This window comes from Polyangiaceae bacterium, from assembly GCA_020633205.1.
GTDB lineage: Bacteria > Myxococcota_A > Polyangia > Polyangiales > Polyangiaceae > JAHBVY01.
The window spans coordinates 370,665-391,390 of record JACKEB010000016.1 but is presented as its reverse complement, the minus strand read 5'-3'; the positions used below and the strand labels follow the sequence as shown (position 1 = coordinate 391,390).

At 65.9% G+C, this 20,726-nt stretch carries 20 protein-coding genes and 1 tRNA gene; 6 read left to right on the top strand and 15 right to left on the bottom strand.

Going from position 1 to position 20,726, the window contains the following annotated elements:
• The first annotated feature begins 43 nt into the window (after positions 1–43).
• A complete protein-coding gene (locus H6718_26325) occupies positions 44–1,585 on the top strand; it encodes a hypothetical protein (GenBank protein ID MCB9588956.1) in 1,542 nt (513 codons plus the stop codon).
• On the opposite strand, the gene H6718_26320 is transcribed toward H6718_26325, so the two are convergent.
• Positions 1,579–2,565, bottom strand: a complete 987-nt coding sequence (locus tag H6718_26320) for a hypothetical protein (GenBank protein MCB9588955.1) — start codon at positions 2,563–2,565, stop codon at positions 1,579–1,581. The genes H6718_26325 and H6718_26320 overlap by 7 nt on opposite strands.
• Positions 2,566–2,678: 113 nt before the next feature.
• Here H6718_26320 and H6718_26315 point away from each other — a divergent pair, with 113 nt between their 5' ends.
• The gene (locus tag H6718_26315; GenBank protein ID MCB9588954.1) at positions 2,679–3,677 is read left to right on the top strand and encodes an NADP-dependent oxidoreductase; all 999 of its coding nucleotides are present in this window, start codon (positions 2,679–2,681) and stop codon (positions 3,675–3,677) included.
• Positions 3,678–3,716: 39 nt separating this feature from the next.
• Here H6718_26315 and H6718_26310 read toward each other — a convergent pair whose 3' ends face one another.
• From H6718_26310 to H6718_26300, 3 genes are all read right to left on the bottom strand, one after another.
• Positions 3,717–4,358 carry a hypothetical protein gene (locus tag H6718_26310; protein ID MCB9588953.1) on the bottom strand — a complete coding sequence of 214 codons (642 nt, stop codon included), beginning with the start codon at positions 4,356–4,358 and terminating at the stop codon, positions 3,717–3,719.
• Positions 4,359–4,561: 203 nt separating this feature from the next.
• Positions 4,562–5,989 carry an MFS transporter gene (locus H6718_26305; GenBank protein ID MCB9588952.1) on the bottom strand — a complete coding sequence of 476 codons (1,428 nt, stop codon included), beginning with the start codon at positions 5,987–5,989 and terminating at the stop codon, positions 4,562–4,564.
• Positions 5,986–7,041 (bottom strand): alpha/beta hydrolase, encoded by a 1,056-nt coding sequence (locus tag H6718_26300; GenBank protein ID MCB9588951.1) that lies wholly within the window; start codon positions 7,039–7,041, stop codon positions 5,986–5,988. The genes H6718_26305 and H6718_26300 overlap by 4 nt, the downstream gene beginning before the upstream one ends.
• A gap of 139 nt (positions 7,042–7,180) precedes the next feature.
• On the opposite strand from H6718_26300, the gene H6718_26295 reads away from it, so the two are divergent.
• A complete protein-coding gene (locus H6718_26295) occupies positions 7,181–9,259 on the top strand; it encodes a response regulator (protein MCB9588950.1) in 2,079 nt (692 codons plus the stop codon).
• A 57-nt stretch (positions 9,260–9,316) separates the two neighbouring features.
• Here H6718_26295 and H6718_26290 read toward each other — a convergent pair whose 3' ends face one another.
• The 3 genes from H6718_26290 to pip all read right to left on the bottom strand — a co-directional run bounded on the left by H6718_26290 (position 9,317) and on the right by pip (position 12,618).
• Positions 9,317–10,423, bottom strand: coding sequence for an ABC transporter permease subunit (locus H6718_26290; protein MCB9588949.1), 1,107 nt, complete (start codon positions 10,421–10,423; stop codon positions 9,317–9,319).
• The gene (locus H6718_26285; protein MCB9588948.1) at positions 10,420–11,373 is read right to left on the bottom strand and encodes an ABC transporter ATP-binding protein; all 954 of its coding nucleotides are present in this window, start codon (positions 11,371–11,373) and stop codon (positions 10,420–10,422) included. The genes H6718_26290 and H6718_26285 overlap by 4 nt, the downstream gene beginning before the upstream one ends.
• 162 nt (positions 11,374–11,535) lie before the next feature.
• A complete protein-coding gene (pip, locus tag H6718_26280; GenBank protein MCB9588947.1) occupies positions 11,536–12,618 on the bottom strand; it encodes a prolyl aminopeptidase in 1,083 nt (360 codons plus the stop codon).
• Between pip and H6718_26275 the strand changes: the two genes are divergently transcribed.
• The 3 genes from H6718_26275 to H6718_26265 all read left to right on the top strand — a co-directional run bounded on the left by H6718_26275 (position 12,601) and on the right by H6718_26265 (position 14,688).
• Positions 12,601–13,356 carry a hypothetical protein gene (locus tag H6718_26275; GenBank protein ID MCB9588946.1) on the top strand — a complete coding sequence of 252 codons (756 nt, stop codon included), beginning with the start codon at positions 12,601–12,603 and terminating at the stop codon, positions 13,354–13,356. The two genes, pip and H6718_26275, sit on opposite strands and share 18 nt — an antisense overlap.
• 196 nt (positions 13,357–13,552) lie before the next feature.
• Positions 13,553–14,110 carry a recombination-associated protein RdgC gene (gene rdgC / locus H6718_26270; GenBank protein ID MCB9588945.1) on the top strand — a complete coding sequence of 186 codons (558 nt, stop codon included), beginning with the start codon at positions 13,553–13,555 and terminating at the stop codon, positions 14,108–14,110.
• Complete coding sequence (locus tag H6718_26265; GenBank protein MCB9588944.1) at positions 14,107–14,688, top strand: hypothetical protein; 582 nt, start codon at positions 14,107–14,109, stop codon at positions 14,686–14,688. Before rdgC ends, H6718_26265 begins: the two co-directional genes overlap by 4 nt.
• A gap of 50 nt (positions 14,689–14,738) precedes the next feature.
• Here H6718_26265 and H6718_26260 read toward each other — a convergent pair.
• The 8 genes from H6718_26260 to H6718_26225 form a co-directional block, all read right to left on the bottom strand.
• Positions 14,739–14,834: transfer RNA gene (locus tag H6718_26260), tRNA-Sec, on the bottom strand.
• A 360-nt stretch (positions 14,835–15,194) separates the two neighbouring features.
• Positions 15,195–15,620: a hypothetical protein gene (locus H6718_26255; protein ID MCB9588943.1), complete on the bottom strand. Its 426-nt coding sequence runs from the start codon at positions 15,618–15,620 to the stop codon at positions 15,195–15,197.
• Positions 15,617–15,955, bottom strand: a complete 339-nt coding sequence (locus tag H6718_26250; GenBank protein MCB9588942.1) for a hypothetical protein — start codon at positions 15,953–15,955, stop codon at positions 15,617–15,619. Before H6718_26250 ends, H6718_26255 begins: the two co-directional genes overlap by 4 nt.
• Positions 15,952–17,088 (bottom strand): 3'-5' exonuclease, encoded by a 1,137-nt coding sequence (locus H6718_26245; GenBank protein ID MCB9588941.1) that lies wholly within the window; start codon positions 17,086–17,088, stop codon positions 15,952–15,954. Before H6718_26245 ends, H6718_26250 begins: the two co-directional genes overlap by 4 nt.
• A complete protein-coding gene (locus H6718_26240; GenBank protein ID MCB9588940.1) occupies positions 17,088–18,272 on the bottom strand; it encodes a PD-(D/E)XK nuclease family protein in 1,185 nt (394 codons plus the stop codon). Before H6718_26240 ends, H6718_26245 begins: the two co-directional genes overlap by 1 nt.
• The gene (locus H6718_26235; protein MCB9588939.1) at positions 18,269–18,922 is read right to left on the bottom strand and encodes a hypothetical protein; all 654 of its coding nucleotides are present in this window, start codon (positions 18,920–18,922) and stop codon (positions 18,269–18,271) included. The genes H6718_26240 and H6718_26235 overlap by 4 nt, the downstream gene beginning before the upstream one ends.
• A 54-nt stretch (positions 18,923–18,976) precedes the next feature.
• Positions 18,977–19,498: a hypothetical protein gene (locus H6718_26230; GenBank protein ID MCB9588938.1), complete on the bottom strand. Its 522-nt coding sequence runs from the start codon at positions 19,496–19,498 to the stop codon at positions 18,977–18,979.
• 515 nt (positions 19,499–20,013) lie between these two features.
• On the bottom strand, positions 20,014–20,724 hold the full coding sequence (locus tag H6718_26225; GenBank protein ID MCB9588937.1) for an ABC transporter ATP-binding protein: 711 nt from the start codon (positions 20,722–20,724) through the stop codon (positions 20,014–20,016).
• Positions 20,725–20,726 lie beyond the last annotated feature (2 nt).

Genomic DNA, 20,726 nt, shown 5'->3' with positions numbered 1-20,726 from the left:
TCGAAGAACCCAAGCGCTCTCAGTCTGGTGTAGGCTCGCGGCCATGAAGTCGCTGCTCCCGGTCGCACTCCTCGGCCTCGTTACAGCTTGCGCCGGCGCTCCACCGCCGCCTCCAGAGTCTCCGGCGCCCACACCTGCGCCCAATGTGGCGCCGCCCACGGAGCCTCCGGTGATGGCCACGCCGGAAGACATCATCCCCGAGCCGAGCGCCGAGTGTCGGCAGCTTGCGCAGCCGGTGGCTGCCGAGGAATGCCCCGCGGAAATAGCCAGCGCAATCGAGGGGCGTCTGTCCTCTCCGACCAAGCTGCTGGCCTGGGAGCGCTGTCCGGGCGTGGAAGCAGGGTTGATGCGCGCGCTGGTCGCGGAGCTCTCGCCGATCGAGTGCGCGGACGTCCTGGTCGAGCCCGCAGAGGGGGCTCCGGCGCCGAGTGGTGAGGTGCGCGAGGTGCTGACCGGCCTCGGCGTCGCCGCCCGCCTGGCCCGGCTGGCTGGTGAGCCTCCGAGTCTGGAGCCGCCGTACGACAAGGCGCGATTTTTGGACTTCTTGAGCTCGAGGCTCGCCCCGTGGATGGTTGCTCAGGCAAAGGCCATCGACAGCCTCTCGAAGCAAGGAGCCGGGCTACACGGCTACGCGATGGGCGTGGTGGCCATCCAAGCCGGACTCGCTGACTTGCGCATGGTCGAGCTCATGCGAAAGACTCGGCTCCCTGAGGAAATGGCGGGCGACCGCGACGTGGAGGAAGTCTACTTCGCGGCGCTGGATCAAGCACTCGAGCCACGCAAGACGCGTGGTCGAGACGCGGCTCTGGTGGGGCTGCGGCGCTTTCACGAAGTGGGCGCGATTGCAGACGCCCGGCTCAGTAGCGCCCACCGTTTGCTCTCGTTGCTCTACAACGGGCGACGTATCGATCGCCTAGAGCAACTGATGTTGCCCGCAATCGAGGGCGCAGACCAAGTCGCAGGGCTCGGTGCCATGCCGACGTACTATGCCGGGAAGTTGATCCCAGCGGAAAAGCTCAAGGAGGAGCTTGACCGAGTGTACGAGCGTGGATTGCCCACGACGTTGCAACAGAGCATCGAAGCGCCCGGCGCAAAGCCGCTCCCGGCGGAAAAGACCTACATTTACGCGCTCGGTCTGGCCCACTTGAGCCAGCGCTACTTCACGCGCGCTGACTTCGAGCGCGCCGGCAAAGTCGCCCAAGGCATTGCGAAGGACAAGACCTACGGCGCTCGCGCGAAGCTCTTGAGTGCTCTGGGTGAGGCGATGGTCGGAGCGCCGGATGACGCCGCGAAGATGATGCTTGGAGGCTTCGGTGACTGGAAGCCAAACGTCAAGGCGCTCGACACCCTGGCGAGAGGCCAGGGAGAGGTCGCCGCAATGGCGGCCTTCAATGCAGCCTTTCTGCTCGAGCTCACTGCGCCGCAGGTTGCGGAGGCAAGCTACTGGCAAGACTTGGCGAAGCGCTATGCGGCGGCCGAGAAGCGCCTAAAGGGTGAAGCTGCTACTCGCGCCAAGGAACGAGCCGACGCGGCCAAGCAGACCGCGGAGGCCATCGCGAAGCCACCTGCCTCTGCTGCTCACTGACCGTCGAAGCTGAATCCCACGCGCAGGCCGCCGCGGAAGAAGTGCGCTCGCTCTCGGCTGCCGCCCTCGGGATAAAACTCGTACGCGACGGCGAAGCCTGCCCAGGGCAAGACGTTTCGAGTGCGCAGAGCCCAGAGTCCAATGCCGGCCCCAATGCGACCTCCGAAGCTGAAGTTGGTGTTGTCCGCCTGGAAGAGGCTGACGGCTGCCGTCTCCAGTTCGTAGTGCCAGCTGCCGCTGCGGACACGGAACACAACGGGTACCGCGGGGAAATAATTGAGCACGAACTCAGAGGGGGTCGTCTTCGGCTTGAGCATCGCACCGCCGCCAAACTCACCGCCAAACAGTAGCGTCAGCGGACCGTCGAAGTTCTTGCCAGCCAAGATGCGTCCGGCGCCGCCACCGCCATAGGTCCAGCTGCCTTCCGTTTGGCGCACTTGTAGCACTCCACCAGTCTCCAGGTTCAGCGTCCAGCCGCCATTGTCCGTTTGGCGCCCCGTGAACTCGGCGTCGGGCTCGACCCAAAACGGGCAGTCCGCCTCGGCGCCGTCGAGCGCCGCCTGGAGCAGCTGCAGCCGTCGCGTCGCGTGCAGCGCCGCCTCCGTTTCGCTGTCGAGCTCATGCTGCCGCTCGAACTTCGCGCGCGGATCCCCCGCACGCTTCGCTCGTCGCTCCACCTCGCGCAGCGCCGCCTGGCGCGCGCTGGTCGGGGCACGGCAGACGCTCTCGAGCAACGTCGGGTACGCCTCATCGAGCTCGTGCTGGTCGAGGAACCAGCCGCTTCCTTCCTGGGAGTCGAGGATGCGCTCGAGGTCCAGGAGGAGCCCGCGAGTGGCGGTGTCTGGTTCTTCCTCGAGCTGCTGGGCGCCGACCGTGGCGCTCGCGCTGAGCAGGACCGCAAGCGCCCTCACACACGGGCCCGCGAGAAAGCGGCGCGTGGTAGCAGGGCGCAGTGATGATTTGTGGTCTCGTAATCCCATACAGCAATCTTGGCCTGTGACCCGAGGCTGCTGAAGGCAACCCCCAATCGCCGCACAGCGTGCGGAAAACCCAAGGTTGACAACCTGCCATGGTCGCCTGATATCGCGCCACCATGCTTGCTGCGCGAATCCATACGTACGGCCCCCCGAGTGTGCTCCAGGTGGAAAACACGACCGAGCCTACGTGCGGCCCCAGGGACGTGTTGATCGAGGTCCACGCGAGCAGCGTGAATCCCGTCGATTTCAAGATCCGCGGGGGCTACCAGCGCGGGGTGATCCGCTATCGCCTGCCGTGGACGCTTGGACTCGACGTTTCGGGTGTCGTCGTGGAGGTGGGAGCCAAGGTCAAACGTTTCCGCGTGGGAGATGAGGTCGTGAGTTCACCGACCCATCGACGGCAGGGCTGCTACGCGGAATACGTCGCGATCGACGAGGCGATGGTGGCGAAGAAGGCTGCGCGCATCACCCACGCAGAGGCCGCGAGCTTGCCGCTCGTCGCGCTCACCGCCTGGGAGGCTCTGTTCGGTTTCGGGCGCCTGGAGCCAGGGCAGAAGGTCTTCGTCCAAGCTGGGGCGGGGGGCGTGGGTAGCGTCGCCATCCAGCTCGCTCGCCACTTTGGAGCGGCGGAGGTCGCGGCGACCTGCAGCACACGCAACGTGGAGCTGGTCGAGTCCCTCGGCGCCACCCGGGTCGTCGACTACACCAAAGAGGAATACGACGAGGTGCTGCGCGACTACGACATCGTGCTCGATGCGCTTGGTGGAGAGCACAAGGAGCGCGCGTTCAAGGTCCTGAAGAAGGGTGGCGCCCTGGCTTCGATCGTGGCTGGTATCCCCACGGCAACGGAAAAGTATGGCCCGAATCTAGGTGTGCTGGTCGCTGGGGTACAGATGCTTGGGTTCAGCTTGCGCGCGCGGCTCAAGGGCAAGCGTGCGGCAAACCTGATGCGCAAGAGCGACGGGGAGCTGCTCGGGCGCATCATGAACCTGGTCGAGGATGGCAGCGTGAAGCCGCTCATCGATCGGACGTATCCCCTCGAGGAGATCGTGGAAGCGCACCGCTATGCCGAGACGGGGCGAGCGCGCGGCAAGGTCGTGATTCAGGTGCGTTGAGCTAGCGAGTCGCCCAACAAAAGCGCTGGGTCGCCCGAATCAACCCTCATTGACGAGCTGAATCACGCGGTGAGCCCAGCGCTCGACCATGTCCTGCCAGCCGAGCAGCTTCACCAGCGCCTGGCGTTGCGCGAGGCTCTGAATGCGTTCGCGCTGAAGCTCACGCAGCATGCTGACGACGGTGCTGAGCGGAGCGATGCGCCGGATCGCGCTGGGTAGTGAGCGCCGCGTGACCTCCGCGAGGACTACCAGCGCAGACTCGCCTTCGGGCGGCGTGGCGCGGAGCTGTTCGTCCACGCGCTGGATCACCTTGATGGTGCGCTGGATGTCTCGCCAGCTGACGCCCTCGGGGTACCAAGACTCCCACGCCCGATCCATGCAAGCGTGCAGCTGTGGGCTCGGTGGGCTGCCGCTCTGGATACAGTACTCGAGGGAACCTGAGAGCTCTCGGGCCCGCTGCATCCACGCAGGCGCGCCTGGAGGCAGTGGCGGCAACACCGGTGAGATATCCGGGTTGGAAATTCGGTGCTCCGCGGGAAATGGAACCGGGGACGGAGGCGCCGGAGGCGCCGGAGCCATCTCCCGCGGATCCATCACCGGCGTCTTGTTCATCGGGCGAGAGTCTGCGCCTGGAGCGCTTGCGGGTTCCCCGTACTGCAGCGTGCGACCCGGATCTTTCACCGCTCAATCGTTACACGTTGCTCGCGAGCAAGTCGATGGGCAGCGCAAAACCATGAACTTGTTTCGTGTTCACGGGTTCGCCGGCTCTCTGGTTCGCGCGTCTCTGGTTTGCCGATCGGTCCGCGGGGGCGAGCTGCCTCTAGGTCGGCGAAGATAGGGGCTTATTGGGGGAGAGGTGCCATGTGCCTACACCGTTCCCGGAGCTAGGCGCTGGTTTGCTCGCCCGCTGTTTCGTCGGCTGCCGGATCCGAGGTGCGCGCCGAGCGCATCCGCTTCGATTCGCGAACGATAGCTAGCGCGAGCACCAACCAGAGCACCACCATCACCAGGTTGCAGATGGCGAAGGTGCGGAGCGGCGCCGCAAGCCAGGTGACGAGGATGAACACCAAGAGGCCGCTCAACACGTCGCCGGAGCGCACGAAGAAGGTGTCGACCGCCTGCTTGGCCTTGTACTTCACGTCCGCGCTCGTCGGGAGCCAGAGCAGCTGCCGCGCGGTATTGTTGATCGAGTAGTCGGAGGAGTTCTCCGCGGTCTTGCCGATGCGCACCACCGCGAGCACCGGGAACAACGCGATCGCGATGCCGCTGGTCAGTGCGATGAGCGGCACCGCGAGCAGCGCTGCCTTGATGCCGCCATACTTGACCAAGCGCGACACCACAAAGGCCTGCAGCGTGACCCCAATCAGGTTCACCCAGAAGAAGAAGTCGGCATACATCGAGCCGATGTGGCGACCAACCTGATCCGCGGGGATCTCACCCGCTGTGGCCAATGCCTTCGCCGAGGCGCTGAACAGGCTCCCGAGCATGTACTCGCCGTTGGTGTTGGCCATCGAGAACGCCAACGAAAAGAACGCGATCAGCGTGAGGTAGCGACTCGAGAGCACCAAGGAGAAGCCGCCGCGCGCGTCGCCTTTCGGCGCTCCCTCACCCCCATCCCCGGACCCGGAGTCTGCGGAAGCTGCTTCGGCTCTTTCGGCTGCTTCCCGGGTCTCCTTGTTGGCTACGTAGGCTAGCTGGGTGAGCCCGGCGCAGGCAGCGAGCATCCCGCCCGCGACCAACAGGTTTGGATACAAGCCGATCGCTGGAAGCAAGCTGGAGGAGAGCTTGCTCCCGGCGACGCTACCCAGGGACGCGCCGAGACCGACCAGCGCGAACAGGCGCTTGCCTTGCTCTTCCGTGTACTGGTCGTTCGAGAAGGCCCAGAACTGCGCGACGGCCATCATGTTGAAGATGCCGATCCAGACGAAGAACACCAGGCCCATCCGCTCGCGAATCCACGCGGAACTGCTCCCGAGCCAGAACAGCAGCAGGTGAGAGGCAAAGAAGAGCGTGATCGACACCACGAGGCGGTTGCGCTTCACCTTGTTGGCGAAGGCGCTGTACGCGGGCACCAGGAACACGAGCAGCACGGTCATCACCGCGCTCATCCAGCTCTTGAGCTCCGCGCCACCCTTGAGTTCGAGGATCAGCCCCTCGCGCACGGGTTTCATCACGTAGTAGGCGGCGAGCAGCAAGAAGACGTTCAGCGTCAGGAGCAGCGCGCCGGCGCTCTCGCCTGGACGAACTTCGGTGATCAGCCCGAGCACTCGTTCGAGAGCGCCCGGCTGGCGGGAGGGGGAGGAACTGCTCATTTCGTCATTGCATGCTGCTCGAGCCAACCGAGCAGCTTCGGCCACACTTCCTGGGGCGCACGTCGCCCAATCAGCAAGTCCCAGTGACCATACTCGTCTCGGCAGCCTTGTGAACGGCCGAGTTCAAGCACTTGGGCGGCGTCACCGAGCAGCGTGGCGCTGGCGCGAATCGCCTCTAGTGTGGCTTGTGGGTCGTGGGAGCCAGCGACCAGCAGGGTGGGAGTTTGCAGCGCCTGGCGCGGCTCCAGGTAGCGCACGCTGCCATCGCGGCTCGACAAGCCCGTCGGTTCGAATGCCGAGCTCAACTGTTCCAGGAGCGCCGTCGGAATCGTCTCGAAGGCGTTCGCGTGGAGTCGACGGTTGAGCGGCGCCTCGACGTTGGATGGGCGCACGTTGAAGGCGTCTGGCGTCGCGTGGGCGCGACCGAATAGCGGAGCTAGCCAGTGCATGAGCCCACCGTAAGGCAAGCTCGGGAGCTTGCGAGCAAGGGGCTTCAAGCCAAGCAGGGAGCGAAAGCCGCTTGCTCCGGGCCGGTAGTCGAGCGCCGAACCCAGCGCGATCGCGGAGCGCACAGCCACGGGATCGCCATGGGTGGCGAGTAGGAACCAGAGTAGGCCACCCATCGAGTGCCCCATCCAATGCAGCTGCTGGCGGCCCGAGAGCGCGGTCACCGCGGAGAGCAGCGCGGGCAAATCTTGGTTGAGGTAGTCGTCGAGATCCCAGCCGCGTCCTGGGCGTTCGCTTCGCCCGTGTCCGCGCAGCTCCGGGAGGAATACGTCATATCCCCGCGCCGCCAGCCACTCGGCGAACGAGCGTCCGGGCCAGTCGAAACCCAGGCGGTTCGAGCCCAACCCGTGAAGTAGGAGCACCGGCTCACCCCCGCCGTTCACGCGCCAAAGTGCCAGCTCCACACCATCGTGGGCGCTCACGCCATGGAGTTCTCGCGGCCGCGAGTCGTTGGTCAGGTCACCAAACCAGTGTTGCCACGGGCGGGACGCGAGGTTTGCTGGACGATGCCCACTCAAGCGACTTGGTTCTTGTTGGATCGGCACTGGGACTCGGGTGTGCAGTTGCTGAGAACTGTAGTTTCGGTGCAGCGCCCGGGCGCGCCACGCATCGCTCGGCGCACCCTACACGTTCCCCGCGTGGATTGCTGATCTGTGGTGGATCGGGGTAGCGTCAAAGCGCCCCATGTCGACGCACAAGCCCCCAGCGAGCTCGAGTGCCGAGGGCGTGCTGCGTCCGAATCTCGAAGAGCGCCACGTCTCGCCACTTGGCAGGGCCAACCTGGGGCCGTCGGCCGGCGACCCCGTGGTGCGCGAAGTGTGGCAGCGGGCGGAGCGCAGAATGGTCGATCTGCTCGGCGTCGGGGTGGCGCATCGTCGAGTCGATGGACTCGTGCTCCAGGCGAATCCGGCGGCGATTGCGATCCTGGGGCTGCACCGAGACGAACATGGGGATCTGCGCCCGAACCAGGAACTCTTGTGCCTGCGCGATGACGGAAGCCCTTGCCCCACGGAAGAAGAACCCTTCGCCAAGGCGATCCAGACTGGGGAGAACCAGGGTCCCATTCGCATGGGCCTGCGGCGCAGGGAAGATCTGGTCACCTGGGCGATGCATCAGGTGCTGCTGGTGCAGCACCCGGTAGATGGTCATTTGCTCGGCGCCGTGCACAGCGTGCTCGACATTACCGCGTGGAGAGACTCCTCCGACGCACTTCGCCGCAGTCAAGACTTGCTACGCAAGGCACAGGAGATCGCGAAGGTCGGCTCCTGGGACTGGGACTTGCAACGGGACATCGTGGTTTGGACGGACGAGATGCATCGCATCTTCGGGATGCCGGCCGACGAGTTCGATGGCAGTGCGCGCGGGGCGATCCGCACGGTACACCCGGAAGACCGCAAGAAGTTCGAGCAAGCGACCCGCGCGGATATGTCGAGCTTCACCAACCGGCCGCTCGAGTTCCGCGTCGTCTGGCCCGACGGTGAAGTGCGGGAGGTGTGGGCCGAAGGGGAGACGATCACCGACGACTCAGGCAAGGCCCTGCGAGTGTTCGGCGCCGTGCAGGACGTCACCGAACGGCGCCGCGCAGAGCGGGAGCATCGTTCGCTCGAGGAGCAGCTTCGCCAAGCTCAGAAGATGGACAGCGTGGGGCAGCTTGCCGGAGGCGTGGCCCACGACTTCAACAACCTGCTGCAGGTGATCCTCGGAAACGCGGAGCTCGCGCTGGGGGTCAACGATGATCCTGTGCGCGTTCAAGATATCCTTGGGGAAATTCGTCGAGGCGCTGAGCGCGCCGCTGAGCTGACCCAGCAGCTCTTGGTGTTCAGTCGGCGTCAGGTGATCCGCCCCATCGTGCTCGATTTGAACCAGCTGCTCGAGCGCCTGGTGAAGATGCTGGTGCGGCTCCTGGGTGAAGGTGTCGAGCTGAGCTTCACTCCCAGCGCTGAGGCGGTGTACGTCAGCGCGGATCCAGGCGCCATCGAGCAGGTAGTGGTCAACCTGGCGCTCAACGCGCGAGACGCCGTTTCAGGCCGCGGCTCCATTCGGCTCGAAACCGTCGTTGAACAGGTCGAGCGCGTCACCGCCGATCAGCCCTGGGCCGCACCGGGGCAGTTCGTGAGCCTGCGCGTGCTCGACGATGGCTGCGGCATGACGCCGGAAATCCAGGAACACATCTTCGAGCCCTTCTTCACCACCAAGCAGCCGGGCAAGGGGACCGGCCTCGGGCTCTCCGTGGTCTACGGCATCGTGCGCCAACACGCGGGCCTCGTGAGCGTGGAGAGCGAGCCGGCGAAGGGCTCCTGCTTCGAGGTGAAGCTGCCGTTGACCGATGGCCGCCCGGAGCAAAGCCGCCCGGAAACCCTCGACGAAGTGCCTGGTGGTCAGGAGACGATCCTGGTGGTCGAGGACGAACCGATGGTGCGCGAGCTGGCGCTGAATCTGCTCTCCCAGGCGGGTTACCGCGTGCTCGTCGCTGCTGACGGGGAAGAGGCGCTGGAGGTTTTTCAGGCCAACGCGTCTGAGGTTGATCTGATCTTGCTCGACGTGGTGATGCCCAAGTTGGGGGGGAGGGAGGTCCGCGAAGCGGTGAAGAAGCTCTCCCCGAGCACCCGGGTGCTGTTCACCAGCGGCTACGATCTGGGCGCGCGCGGTGTCTTCTCACCCGAACCCGGGGAACACGTGATCCCCAAGCCCTATCGCGCACCCGAGCTGCTGCGGCGTATCCGTGAGGTACTAGAAACAGCAGCGCCCGAGCCTGCCGATTAGCAGGTCGGGCGCTGGTGGGTTGTGACGGCGCCGTTGGCTGCGCCCCCTGAGCGCGCTCTAGAAGTCGAGCTTCTGGAAGCGCCAGTAGGCGGTGCCGAGACAGATCGCCATCCACAACGAAGCGACGAGGAACGGCTGGAACTCCCAAATCGGCACGTTCATTACCGTTGCTGCGGCTGCGTCTTCCAAGCGGTCGAAGCCGGGGAAGGCGATCTTGGCGAAATCGCTGATGCTCTTCAGGGTGTTGAAGCCCTCCTCCAACGCGAACACGTCCCCAAGCTTCTGGGTCCAGCCGACGAACGTGTCGATGATGAAGTAGAAGAGGTAACCGGTGATGATGGCGAACGCGGTGCTCCGGGTGAAGACGCCGATCCAGCCGACGATGGAGTAGAGCAACGCTGCCGCGAAGATCGTGGTGGGAATGCCGGCGAAGAAGCGCAGGTGCCATACGCCGGTGCGGATCCCCACGCCGAGGAACACCACGAAGTAAACCGCGGTGATCAGCGCCGCATACAGCACCAGGCCGCCGAGGAACTTGCCAAAGAACAGCTGAGCGCGAGTGACCGGCTTCGAGACGAGGATGTCTACGGCGCCAGCCGACAGCATATTGGGGAAGTACCCCGCGCAGCCGGCAATGAATATCCACATGGAGAACTTGAACAGGAACTCCACCGCCCAGTGGAGCCACATCTCCACGCCTTTATCCAAGCGGTTCAGGTTCTTCGTGCGGTTCTCGACGACCTCCTGAGCTTCCTCGGACTGCTTTTGCTGCAGTGCCTTGAGGTCCTTGCGCTGCTCCGTCAGGTCGTCGTTCGCCTTCTGGATGTCGTCTTGGTTTGCGCTGGGGTTCCGCGCGAGGGCTTCGAAGCGCGCCTTGGTGGCGTCGTAGGCTTCGCTCTTCTCCTTGAGCACCTTGTCGTGCCCGAGCTCCTGATGGATGAGTTCGCGGTACTGAGCGTCCCACAGCAAGTCGAGGCTGAGCTGCGCCTTGTCTCCACCAAATGGGAACCCGAGGACCTTCTCGTCAGCGTCGTTGGTCTTGACCTTGAAGCCGGCGATGAAGCCGATGCCGGTGAGCAGCAACAGACCAGCCAGGATGAAGAAGACGATCTGCTGCTTGCTCTGGCGCCAGGTGTCGCCAACGATGGCCATGAAAGCGTTCATCGGCTGCCTCCCACGTGCTGGTCTTCTTGCGCGCTGATGACGTCGATGAAGGCCTGTTCCAGGTTCGCGGTGCGGGGCTTGACCGCATAGATGCTCACCTTGTTCTTACGCAGCAGGTCGACGACTTTGTCGATGTGATCGCGGTCCGGCAGCGTGATGTCGAACCCGCTGACGCCCTTTTCTCGCTCGCCGAGCTTGTCGAGCTTCTCGTCCAGCTCATCGGAGATTTCGCCACACTCGAAGGCGACGGTGACCGTGCCTTCGTCGACGCTGACCGCGTTGCGGATGTCGTCGGTGCTGCCCTGCTGGAGCACCTTGCCGTGGTGCATGATCGCGATTTGATCGCAGATCTGTTCGACCTCGAGCAGCAGGTGAGAGTTCATCAAAACCGTGGTGCCGGCTTTGCGCAGGTTGAGAATAACCTCGCGGATTTGGTGGCGACCCACGGGGTCAACGCCGTCCGTCGGCTCATCCAAGATCACGAGCTTCGGCTTGCCGAGCATCGCCTGGGCGAGGCCCACGCGCTGGTTCATGCCCTTGGAGTAGCGGACGATTTTCGTGTCCCCCCACTCCTTCATGCCGACGAGCTCGAGCTTCTCGTCAATTTCCTTCTCTAGCTCGGCGCCTTCGAGGCCCGAGAGCCTACCGAAGTAGCGACACACGCCGCGCCCGGTCAGGTAGTTCGGGAAACGGTGACCTTCAGGGAGGTAGCCGACATTGCGTCGCGCCTCCTTGTTGGAGATGTCCGTCCCGAGCAACCAGCCGTGTCCGCTGGTGGGCGAGATGATGGAGAGCAAGGTTTTGACCAAGGTGCTCTTGCCGGCGCCGTTGGGGCCCAGGAGCCCGAACGCACAACCTTGCGGTACCTTGAGATCCAGCGCCTTGAGCGCATGGACCTTGCCTTTAGGGTAGATCTTCGTGAGGGATTTGGTTTCGACGGCCAGCGTCATGATCGGTCCGGGTGCTACCAGAAAACCGCCGGGACTGCTGCGATTGTTGCAACAGGCTTTGTAGGGAATATCGGATCGGGGATTTCCCCCGAGGTATTCGCTACTTAGCTAGCGACCTCGGGGTCGCCGTGGAGAAAATCTCGAGCGGCGGTTGGGCGCGGCTCAAGCGTCGCGAAAGCGATCCGTCGCCCTCACCAGCTGATCCGTGATGCCGGCCTCGAACGCCGAGTGCCCCGAGTCCGCCACGATACACAGCTCTGCCTCCGGCCAGGCGCGGTGCAGCTCCCACGCGCTCTCCATCGGGCACACGACGTCATAACGCCCCTGCACAATTACCGCAGGGATATCACGAATGCGATCGACGTCCCTGAGCAGCTGGTTCGGTTCGTCAAAGAAGCCGGCGTTCACGAAGTAGTGGCACTCGATGCGCGCGAACGCGAGGCTGAAGTCGTCCTCCGCGGTGTGGGCCACGTGCTCGGGATCGACGAACAAGAAGCTGGTCGAGCCTTCCCACACGCTCCAGGCGCGCGCCGCCTCTTGGCGCACCTTCGGATCATCGCTGGTGAGGCGCTTGTGGTACGCGCGCATCAAGTCCCCGCGCTCTTCCTCGGGGATCGGCGCCAGGTACTTTTCCCACGCGTCGGGGAACAAGCGGCTCGTGCCCTCCTGGTAGAACCAGCTGAGTTCCTTCGGCCGCAGCATGAAGATCCCGCGCAGCACGATCTCCGTGCAGCGCTCCGGGTGCTTCTCCGCGTAAGCCAAAGCCAACGTGCTGCCCCAGGAGCCGCCGAACACCTGCCACTTTTCGATCCCGAGGTGCTCCCGCAGGCGCTCGATGTCCGCCACCAAATCCCAGGTGGTGTTGTCTTCCAAACACGCGTGAGGCGTGCTCTTGCCGCAGCCACGCTGGTCGAAGAGCACGATGCGGTAGTGTTTTGGATCGAAGAAGCGACGCTGCTTCGGGTCGCTGCCTCCGCCCGGGCCGCCGTGGAGAAAGACCACCGGCTTGCCTTGAGGATTGCCCGACTGCTCGTAGTAGAGCGAGTGGACGTCACTCACCTTGAGCTGACCGCTCTCGTAGGCTTCGATTTCCGGGTACAGCGTGCGTCGTTCAGTCACACCGGGGCTATACCCGAGGCGCACCAGCGTTGCCAGACGTCGCACCTCGGCCACGCGAGTGTGTGCGCGAGCGCTGCTCTGCGGTATGCCTAACTCAGCGTGCGCGGATTGCTCAGCAGAACTCATCCTCAGTGGATCACCCTTGTGTGCGCGCTGGTCTTGACCACGGGCTGCAAGCGCGGCGCAAACCCGGAGTGCACAGCTGCGCGCGATGCGGCGCGAGACGCGGCGCTGAAAGATGATCTGGAGCAAGCCAAAGCGAAGCTCGCTGAGGCCCGGAAGACCTGCGACAAGCAGCTGGATTTCGACCTCTCGCGCATTCAGCAACAGATTGACCGCAAAGAGCAGCGCATGCGCGAGGAACGCGCCCGGGAGCAGGCCCGAGCGGCAGAGCGCGTGCCGCTCACACCGTTCATCGACTGGGTGAAGCAGTTGCGTGAGTCCGACGACAAGCATGTGGAGGGCGAGCAGTGCGCCGCCCGTGGAACCCCTGATTTCGGCTTTTGTTTGGGGGAGAGAAAGCTCCCCGGTGGCATCGCCGCATCCGTCCGCTACCTCGAGCGCGACGCTGTGGGGGTGTATCGTTTCCAGGCGGAAGTAACCTCACGGGTCGTTTGCAGCGATCTTGGCGGGCACCGCTTGGTTCACGCGTGGCGCTCCGGCGCAGAAGAGCGCTTTCACTGCGAGCTGACGGCCTCCCCCCTCAAGGGCCTGGTTGCCCTGATTCAGAACCCGATCCGCGGCGGGGTAGGGAGCGCCGACCCAGGCTCCGCGTCCGCGCCATCGGTTGTTTCTGTCTTCACCAGCGGCTACCTGGAGCGCGATCAGAAGCTCAGCGCGTTGCTCAACAGCGCGAACAAATAGCGGGGGGCGACGGAACCTTGACCCGGCGTCGGCGTGTGGCTACGCGCCCTAGCGAACGGTCGCGCGCCGAGCTCGAGTTGCAGCGCGCCGCCCCGAAAATTGGAGAGCAGACCTAGTGGGAGCCTTACGCGGAGCGCTCAGTTTCACCCGCTTCTTCGTGCGCGGTGAGCTGCCAGACGGTTTTCGAGACCGTTTCATGAAGAACATCAAGCTGCGCAAGTTCGAGCCGCTGACTGCGGAAGACGAAGAGAGCGAGCGCAGCGGTTGGTGCGTGATCGATCGCGTCTTCGACCTCGAGTTCGACCACGAAAAGGTGTTCTACAATTCGTACCTGAACATTGGCATGCGCGTGGACCGCTGGCGCGTGCCGCCGGCGCTACTCAAGGCGCAGCTTCAAGAAGCCGAAGAGGAGCTCAAGGCCAAGAAGGGCTTGAACAAGCTGGGGCGCGCACAAAAGGCGGACCTGAAGCAGCGCATCACCATTCGCCTGCGGAAACGCACCCTGCCGGTGATGCGCGCTTACGACGTGAGCTGGAATCTCGACACCGGAGTGGTGCTCTTCTGGAGCAACTCGCGGCGCCTGCACGACGAGCTGGCGGCGCTCTTCGAGAAGACCTTCGGTTTGAGCATCGTCCCGGAGAGCCCGTTCATGGCGGCGGTCGAGTGTGGCCTCACCGACGAGCAACTCCACGTTCTGCGTGGGGTGGAGGAGACCATCTTCTTCACTCAGAACGCCAAGAGGATCGGCGAATGAGCGGTCAAGAACACGCGAGCGTCGACCTCGATACCGTCGAGAACACGCGTTTCATCGGGCCCGAGTTTTTGGTGTGGCTGTGGTTCAAGAGTGAGCTCTTCGGCTCCGAGCTCGAGGTGGAAGGCTTCGGAACCATCGAAGTCTGGCTCGACACGCAGCTGGTGCTGGAGTCGCAGATCGACTCGGGCGAACGCACGACGCTGAAGGGCATGGCGCCGAGCGGCTCCCCCGAGGCGCTGACCGCGATGAAGCAAGGCAAGATGCCGGTGCGCGCGCGCATTCAGCTGAACCACGGCAAGCTCAACTTCAGCTTCAGCTTCGACGCGGTCGCCTTCGCCGTCTCGAACCTGAAGATCCCCGCGGTAGTGGAAGAGGGCGACGAAGTGTTCTACGAGCGCATGTTGCTCGTGGAGCAACTCGACCAAATCCTAGGCGCCCTCTACACCGAGTTCCTCACGCTGCGAGTCAGCCCCCTGTGGGAAGGCGAGCTCGCACCCGCGATGCGCGACTGGGTCCAAGGCGAGACCGAACTCACCGTGCGCGCCTACAACGGCATGCTGAAGCGCGCCGGGGGCTAACGTCATTCCACCCGGGTTCGGAATTCCCACGCGCTTCGCCGCGGAAGCGGCGGAAGCGCATGGGAATCGAACCCACCTAAGACGTCGTGCGACGCCTTACACCGGTTTTGAAGACCGGGAGCCGCGCCAGCTAGCCTCGCGCTTCCGCCTCCTAGGCTGCCATAGGCAGCTGCGGAAGCGCATGGGAATCGCTCCCTTTCTGTTCGCGCCTGCGCGGGCGCGAAGTCGAGGCAAGTGCCAGCGCGCAGCGCTGGTTGCCGAGGTGCGCGCCAAGCGGGGCGTGCCCCGCAATGAACACCATCGTGCCCGTGCGGAGCTTTGCGAGAGGTGGGGTTGGCGAGGCCTCACCTTGTTGGGTCTCGCCAACGCCGACGTCGCAATTCGCGCGGAGAAGCACGCCGGCTGCTGATCCAGCAGCCGGCTCGGCGTGCCACCCACCTAAGACGTCGTGCGACGCCTTACGCCGCCAAAACCTGGGAGGCAGCGAAGACCGGGAGCCGCGCCAGCTAGCCTCGCGCTCGCTCGGTGCGCTGGCGCAGCCGCATCGGCAGGCGATCCATGAGTGGCACCTCTGTGAGCGCCGCAAGGAACGCGGTGACGACGAGCTGGTCGAGCTCGTCGCCCGGCACCGTGTCGCTGACGAGGCGGCCCCGCAGGCGCACCAGCATCGGCTTGAACGCGCCGAGCAGGAGGGACGCCCACACCGCAGCGCGGCTCGCCCGGTGCTCGCGGATGATCGCCTCGGTGAGCGCCTCGCGCGCCGCGTAGGTGCCCTCCGCTTCGTCGTCGAGCATGGCGAGCACGGAGGCCGCGTCGGCGTGCTCCGCGATGGCGGGCTGCTTCGCGCGGCCCGCCTCGAAGGCATGGCGGTGGCGCTCGGAGAGCGCGTCCCGACGCAGCCGCTCGAGGTCGTTGCGGAGGGCGCTCTTCACTTGTCCCTCCGCGCCCACCACTCGGCGACGAACTCGAGGAAGTCGTCGAGGCTCAGCGCGACGAACGGCTCGGCGCGGTCGTCGCGGATGATGGCAATGGGGATGCGTCCGGGCGGCGCGGCGTTCGTGGCCTGGCGCAGCGCGCCCCGGACGTTCGGCTGCTTGCCGCGTTTGGCCTCGGGCCAGAACACCGGGCAGTCGACGTCGGGCGTCTCCTCGCCCGTGCGGAACTGGAGGCCGCGCCGGATGCTCGCGTCCGGCATGACCTCGCGGAAGCGCTGGACGAGCTCGCGCTCGAAGCCAGCGCCCTTCCTCCGGGAGTGCGCGCCGCTCATGCCCGCACCTCCCGAACGAAGCGAGCCGGGATGCCCAGCCGCTTCGCCTCGCGCAGCTCGCGCTCCATGCCCTCGGTGACGATCTCGCCGAAGACGCGGACCTCGTCGCAGGTGGCGAGCAGCTCGAGGCAGAGCGCCAGCGCCTGCTCGCGGCCGTTCGTCTCGTCGATGAGCTGCGGCAGGTAGAGGTGCGGCGCGATGGGGAGCGCGCCGTCGTCGATGAGGAACTGGCTGATCGCGCGGACCCGCTCGATGTTGCCGGCCGGGTCGTTCGCGAACGGATGGCAGACGTAGACGCGGCGACGCCGACCTGCCTCGATGCGACGACGGCGCACCAGCTCGGCGGCCGTGTAGTGCAGACCGTCGAGCACCTCGGCGTAGGCCTCGCTCGGGTAGTCGCGCCCGTCATCGAGGCGCCACGGCCCGTACTGACGCCGACCTTGCGCGAGACGACCGAGGAGCGCGTCGCAGATCTGCCGTTCATCCACCGGGAGCCCGGTAACCAGGCCGCCCGCGCGCATGCGCTCCACCAGGCGTCGGGCGACTTCGAGCGAGCAGCGGGCATCGGCGAGCGCACGGTGCAGGTGCGGGCGCTCGAGCCCGAGCAGCTTCGCCAGCGGATCGAGCGACATCGAGGGCAGCTCGCCGGTGACGACCAGCGGCCACGCGAGGCTCGCGGTGTCGAGCCGGTGGTAGTCGACGTTCGGCAGCGCGAGCCCGGCACGTCCAAAGCCGGCCTCGAGAAAGGCCCAGTCGAAGCCGACGTTGTGGCCGGCGACGAGAACGCCGTCGAGGAGCGGGGCCACCTCGAGCAACGCCTCGCGGAGCGGGAGCGCGTGCTCCCACGCCGCCGTCGTGAAGCCGTTGATCGCCAGCGCGTCGAGCTGCGCCTCTCCGAGACGCTCGGGTGCGACGAGCGCCTCGTGCTCGTCCAGCACCTCCAGCGTGCGCGCGTCGACGCGGACGATGCCGATCTCGATGATGTCGTGCCGCGACGGATCGAGCCCGGTGGTCTCGAGGTCGACGAAGGCGATGGTCGTCTTCGGTGCCCGGCGTGCGAGGCGCGGAGCGTCGTGGGCGATGATGGGCGCGGCGGCTGCCGACGCCGGGTCGAGGGGCGGCGGGAGCAGCATCACGCCACCTCCTTCGCCCACAGGCGCGGGGACATGCGCTTGTCCGCGTGCGCTTCGAGCTCGGCCTTCAGCAGCGAGACGCGCGGCTTGTCGAGCTTCTTGCCCAGCGACTTGAGGAGCGCGTCGAGGGCCTTCTTGTCGATGGCGCCGAGCTTCCCGAGCACCTCGTCGCGCGAGAGGCCCGTCGCGTCCGCGAGCAACGAGAGCGTCGGCTCCAGCGGGTAGTCGAGGCTCGTGGTCGCGAACATCCGGTAGCGGACGCCGCCGAGCACCAGCTCGTCGCGCTCCTTGAGCTGCGCCTTGAGGATGTCCTCCAGCTCCTCCTTGCGCGCGTAGAGCGCCTTCGCGAGGCGAGCGACCTCCTCGCGCTCGCGGGCGACGCCTTCGAGATCGGCGAGGTCTTCGACGATGAACTCGCGCTTGCCCTTGAGGGCGTCGGCGTAGGCCGGGCACTGCTTGCGGTGGTCGCAGTAGGAGCAGTTGGTGTTGAGGCGCGCCGGGTACTCCGTCGCGGTCTCCGTCTGCCGCCCGAGCGTCTCGACGTAGGCGAGCGCGTCGGCGAGCTGCTCCTCGGTGCGCGTCGTCTCCTGCCGGACGCCGTGGCGCAGCATCCAGAAGGTCAGCTTCACCTTCTTCGCCCACGGCCAGAGGCGGCGCACCGCCACCTCGTAGAGGCTCATCTGCAGCGAGGTGTCGACCTCGTCGCGGGTGAAGAGCTGGTGGTTGGTCTTGTAGTCGATGACCTCGACGGTCTCGTCGTCGATCCAGTCGACGCGATCGATGAAGCCCAGGACCTCGAAGGGCCCGACCGGCAGCCGGAACTCCTTCTCGATGGCGAGGACGTCGCGGTGGTCGACGACGCCCTGCTCGGCGATGAAGCGCCGGAGGATGGCGAGCCCCTCGGCGAAGACGTCCATGCCGGTGAGCCGCTCGGCGCCCCACGCCTCGCGATAGAGCTCGATGGCGCGCTCCTCGGAGAGCGGGCCCGTGCGCTCGTCGTCGACGACCTCCTTGATGAGGCGCTCGAGGACGGCGTGGATGGTCTTGCCGAACCGGAGCGGCAGCCCTGGCTCGGCCTGCTTCTTCTCGATGTAGTGGAGGCGGTACGAGAGCGGGCAGGTCTCGAACCTCGAGAGCCTGCTGTAGCTGAGATGCTGGTTCTTGAACGGGGCGACGTTGGTCATGAGCGCTCCTCGAGGGGGCGCTCTCGGCGCTCAGGGTTGTTGGTCTTGGCGGTCTTCTCGAACGAGACGATGTGCGAGCCCGGGAACACGCTCATGACGCGCGCGAGCGTCGCGGCGTGCTCGGGCGTGATCTCCTTGCGCTCGCGGCCCGTGTACGCGGGCACCAGCCACACGTCGCCGTAGGTCTCCGAGTGCAGCAGCACCTCGACGCCGAGCGCCTTGAAGCTCTCGATGTCCTCGGTGGTGAAGCCGCGAAGCTGATCGACGTCGACTGCGGGCTGCGCGTCGGCGTCGGGCTTCGGGAGGAGCGCGATCGGCGCAGGCGCCGTCGAGACCTTCGCCGCGGGCTGCGCGACGTCGGGCAGCGGGTTGCCGAACAGGTCGCGCGCGACGGGCTTCGGTGCCGGCGCATGCTCGACGACGGGCGCAGGCGCGACGACGGGCAACGTGCGCTTGTTCGGCCCGTTGTGCTTCTGCCACTCGGTGCAGACGAACTCGTCGGGCAAGGCGCACGTGCCGCCCTGCTGGAAGTGGATGCAGCGCTTGCCGTCCTCGCCCCGCGTGTATTTCTCGCAGGTGATGTTCGGCGGTCGCTCTGCGGCCGGTGTCGGCGGCGGCAGCTCCGGTCTGACGAGGTCCTTGATGGCCATGCGCTTCCTGGCCGGCGACACGAAGCGCCGGTGGGGAAGGAAACGCGGGTCGGCTCAGCGGGCTGGGACAGGCTTCGAGCGACCGCCGACGAATTTCCGCGCCGAGGGAAGGTGGAGGACGGCGCAGCGGCGGCGGTCGCCCTCGTGGTCGAAGCGCACGCGCTCGGAGCGCGCGACCACGACCTCGCGCTCGTGCCGCCACCCGAGCTCGAGGAGCGCGCGAAGTTCGCGCCGGAGGAGCCGCCCGCGCTCGGCCCGGTAGAGGGCCGTGGCCACCGCCTCGGGATGGACGGCCACGCGCTCGTCGGGCAGTCGGGCGAAGTGCTCGCCCTCCTTCAGCGTGCCGTCCTCGATGCTGACCAGGATGTTGAACACCAGGTCTGCGAGGTGGCCCTGCCGTTCATCGGCGAGGCGCCGCTCGCGGTGGATGGTCCGCATCAGGCGCGTCGAGGTCGCAGGCGCGATGAGCCTTACCTGCGCGAGGCGGGCAGCGAGGCGCTGGAACTCGAGGACGAGCGCGTCGCGCTCCTCCTTCGTGAGGAACGGGATCGGCTCGTCGGGCTGGCGCGCGTTCATGGGGACGAAAACGCGACCTCGCCCGACGCGCTGGGACACCACCGCGAACGCGGCCCTGGCCCGCACGCTCGGCTGGGACAGCAGGACAGCTACCTGTTCCGTCCCGACCGCCCGCCAACGCCCTCTTTCGCCAGCAACCGCAGGCACTTGCGCGCCCTCGCGGACATGGACAGCCGCCAGCGGGTAGCACCACAGGCGTAGCGAGATCTCATTTTCGAAGGGCCGATGACTCGAGGGGACCCTCGCGAAGAAATCGCGAATCGCTTCTGAGTAGACCTACCCGTCAAAAGCTGTCCAGAGAGAGAAGAGATACGTAACTATTGAAGAAGAAGAGAGAAAGAAGGGACAGAGGGCCGTCCTGGGACTGTCCACGGCCCGTCAAAATGTCCCAGCGCTGAGCGCGCCTTCTTCAGGCCTTCGCAAGTGAGCGAGCGCGCTGTGACGATCCTCCGGGAGGTGCGGAGGGGCCGGCGACGCGCTCGCCGCCGCTGGGTATGCGTCCGTCCAGGCACCGCTCACTGCGACGCTGACACACTTGAGCGCTCGTTTCGATGAGGCCGGATCCGCCCGTCCTCCATCTCGTACAGGACGTCGAAGACCTCGAGCGCGCGGTGGTCATGAGTGACCACCAATACCGCAGCCCCGCGGTCGTGCGCGACCCTTCGGAAGAGCTCCATGACGCTTCGACTGCGAACGCTGTCGAGCGCGGCCGTCGGTTCGTCCGCGAGGATCAGCGAAGGCTCGTTGGCCAACGCTCTGGCGATGGCCACGCGTTGCTGCTCGCCGCCGCTCAGCATCTCGGGATAGGAATGCTCACGGCCCGCGACGTCAAGGTAGTCCAGCAGCTCGCGAGCGCGCTTCCTGCCGTCGCTCTTGCCTCCGAACTCGCAAGCGATCTCGACGTTCTCCCGCGCCGTGAGAAACGACGTCAGGTTCGCCTTCTGGAACACGAAGCCGAGGTGCCGCCTGCGCAGGTAGGCAAGATCTGCCAGCGGCACGCCGTCCTTCACGACGAGGCGCCCCTCAAAGAACACTTCACCAGCATCGGCAGGCGAGACGAAGCCGAGCGCCTTGATGAGCGTGGACTTGCCAGAGCCGCTGGGACCGAGCAACGCGGCGACCGTACCGCGCGCGATCGTGAGGCTGACATGGTCCAGCGCCTTCACCGCGGCCGAACCCACTCCGTATGTCTTGCTCAGGTCCACGGCGCGCACTGCGTCTTCCATCG

Coding starts and splice junctions, on each gene's coding strand:
- H6718_26325 (MCB9588956.1), top strand. CDS start 44: ATGAAGTCGCTGCTCCCGGTCGCACTCCTCGGCCTCGTTACAGCTTGC.
- H6718_26320 (MCB9588955.1), bottom strand. CDS start 2,565: ATGGGATTACGAGACCACAAATCATCACTGCGCCCTGCTACCACGCGC.
- H6718_26315 (MCB9588954.1), top strand. CDS start 2,679: ATGCTTGCTGCGCGAATCCATACGTACGGCCCCCCGAGTGTGCTCCAG.
- H6718_26305 (MCB9588952.1), bottom strand. CDS start 5,989: ATGAGCAGTTCCTCCCCCTCCCGCCAGCCGGGCGCTCTCGAACGAGTG.
- H6718_26295 (MCB9588950.1), top strand. CDS start 7,181: ATGTCGACGCACAAGCCCCCAGCGAGCTCGAGTGCCGAGGGCGTGCTG.
- H6718_26290 (MCB9588949.1), bottom strand. CDS start 10,423: ATGAACGCTTTCATGGCCATCGTTGGCGACACCTGGCGCCAGAGCAAG.
- H6718_26285 (MCB9588948.1), bottom strand. CDS start 11,373: ATGACGCTGGCCGTCGAAACCAAATCCCTCACGAAGATCTACCCTAAA.
- pip (MCB9588947.1), bottom strand. CDS start 12,618: ATGAGTTCTGCTGAGCAATCCGCGCACGCTGAGTTAGGCATACCGCAG.
- rdgC (MCB9588945.1), top strand. CDS start 13,553: ATGAAGAACATCAAGCTGCGCAAGTTCGAGCCGCTGACTGCGGAAGAC.
- H6718_26265 (MCB9588944.1), top strand. CDS start 14,107: ATGAGCGGTCAAGAACACGCGAGCGTCGACCTCGATACCGTCGAGAAC.
- H6718_26250 (MCB9588942.1), bottom strand. CDS start 15,955: ATGAGCGGCGCGCACTCCCGGAGGAAGGGCGCTGGCTTCGAGCGCGAG.
- H6718_26245 (MCB9588941.1), bottom strand. CDS start 17,088: ATGCTGCTCCCGCCGCCCCTCGACCCGGCGTCGGCAGCCGCCGCGCCC.
- H6718_26240 (MCB9588940.1), bottom strand. CDS start 18,272: ATGACCAACGTCGCCCCGTTCAAGAACCAGCATCTCAGCTACAGCAGG.
- H6718_26235 (MCB9588939.1), bottom strand. CDS start 18,922: ATGGCCATCAAGGACCTCGTCAGACCGGAGCTGCCGCCGCCGACACCG.
- H6718_26230 (MCB9588938.1), bottom strand. CDS start 19,498: ATGAACGCGCGCCAGCCCGACGAGCCGATCCCGTTCCTCACGAAGGAG.
- H6718_26225 (MCB9588937.1), bottom strand. CDS start 20,724: ATGGAAGACGCAGTGCGCGCCGTGGACCTGAGCAAGACATACGGAGTG.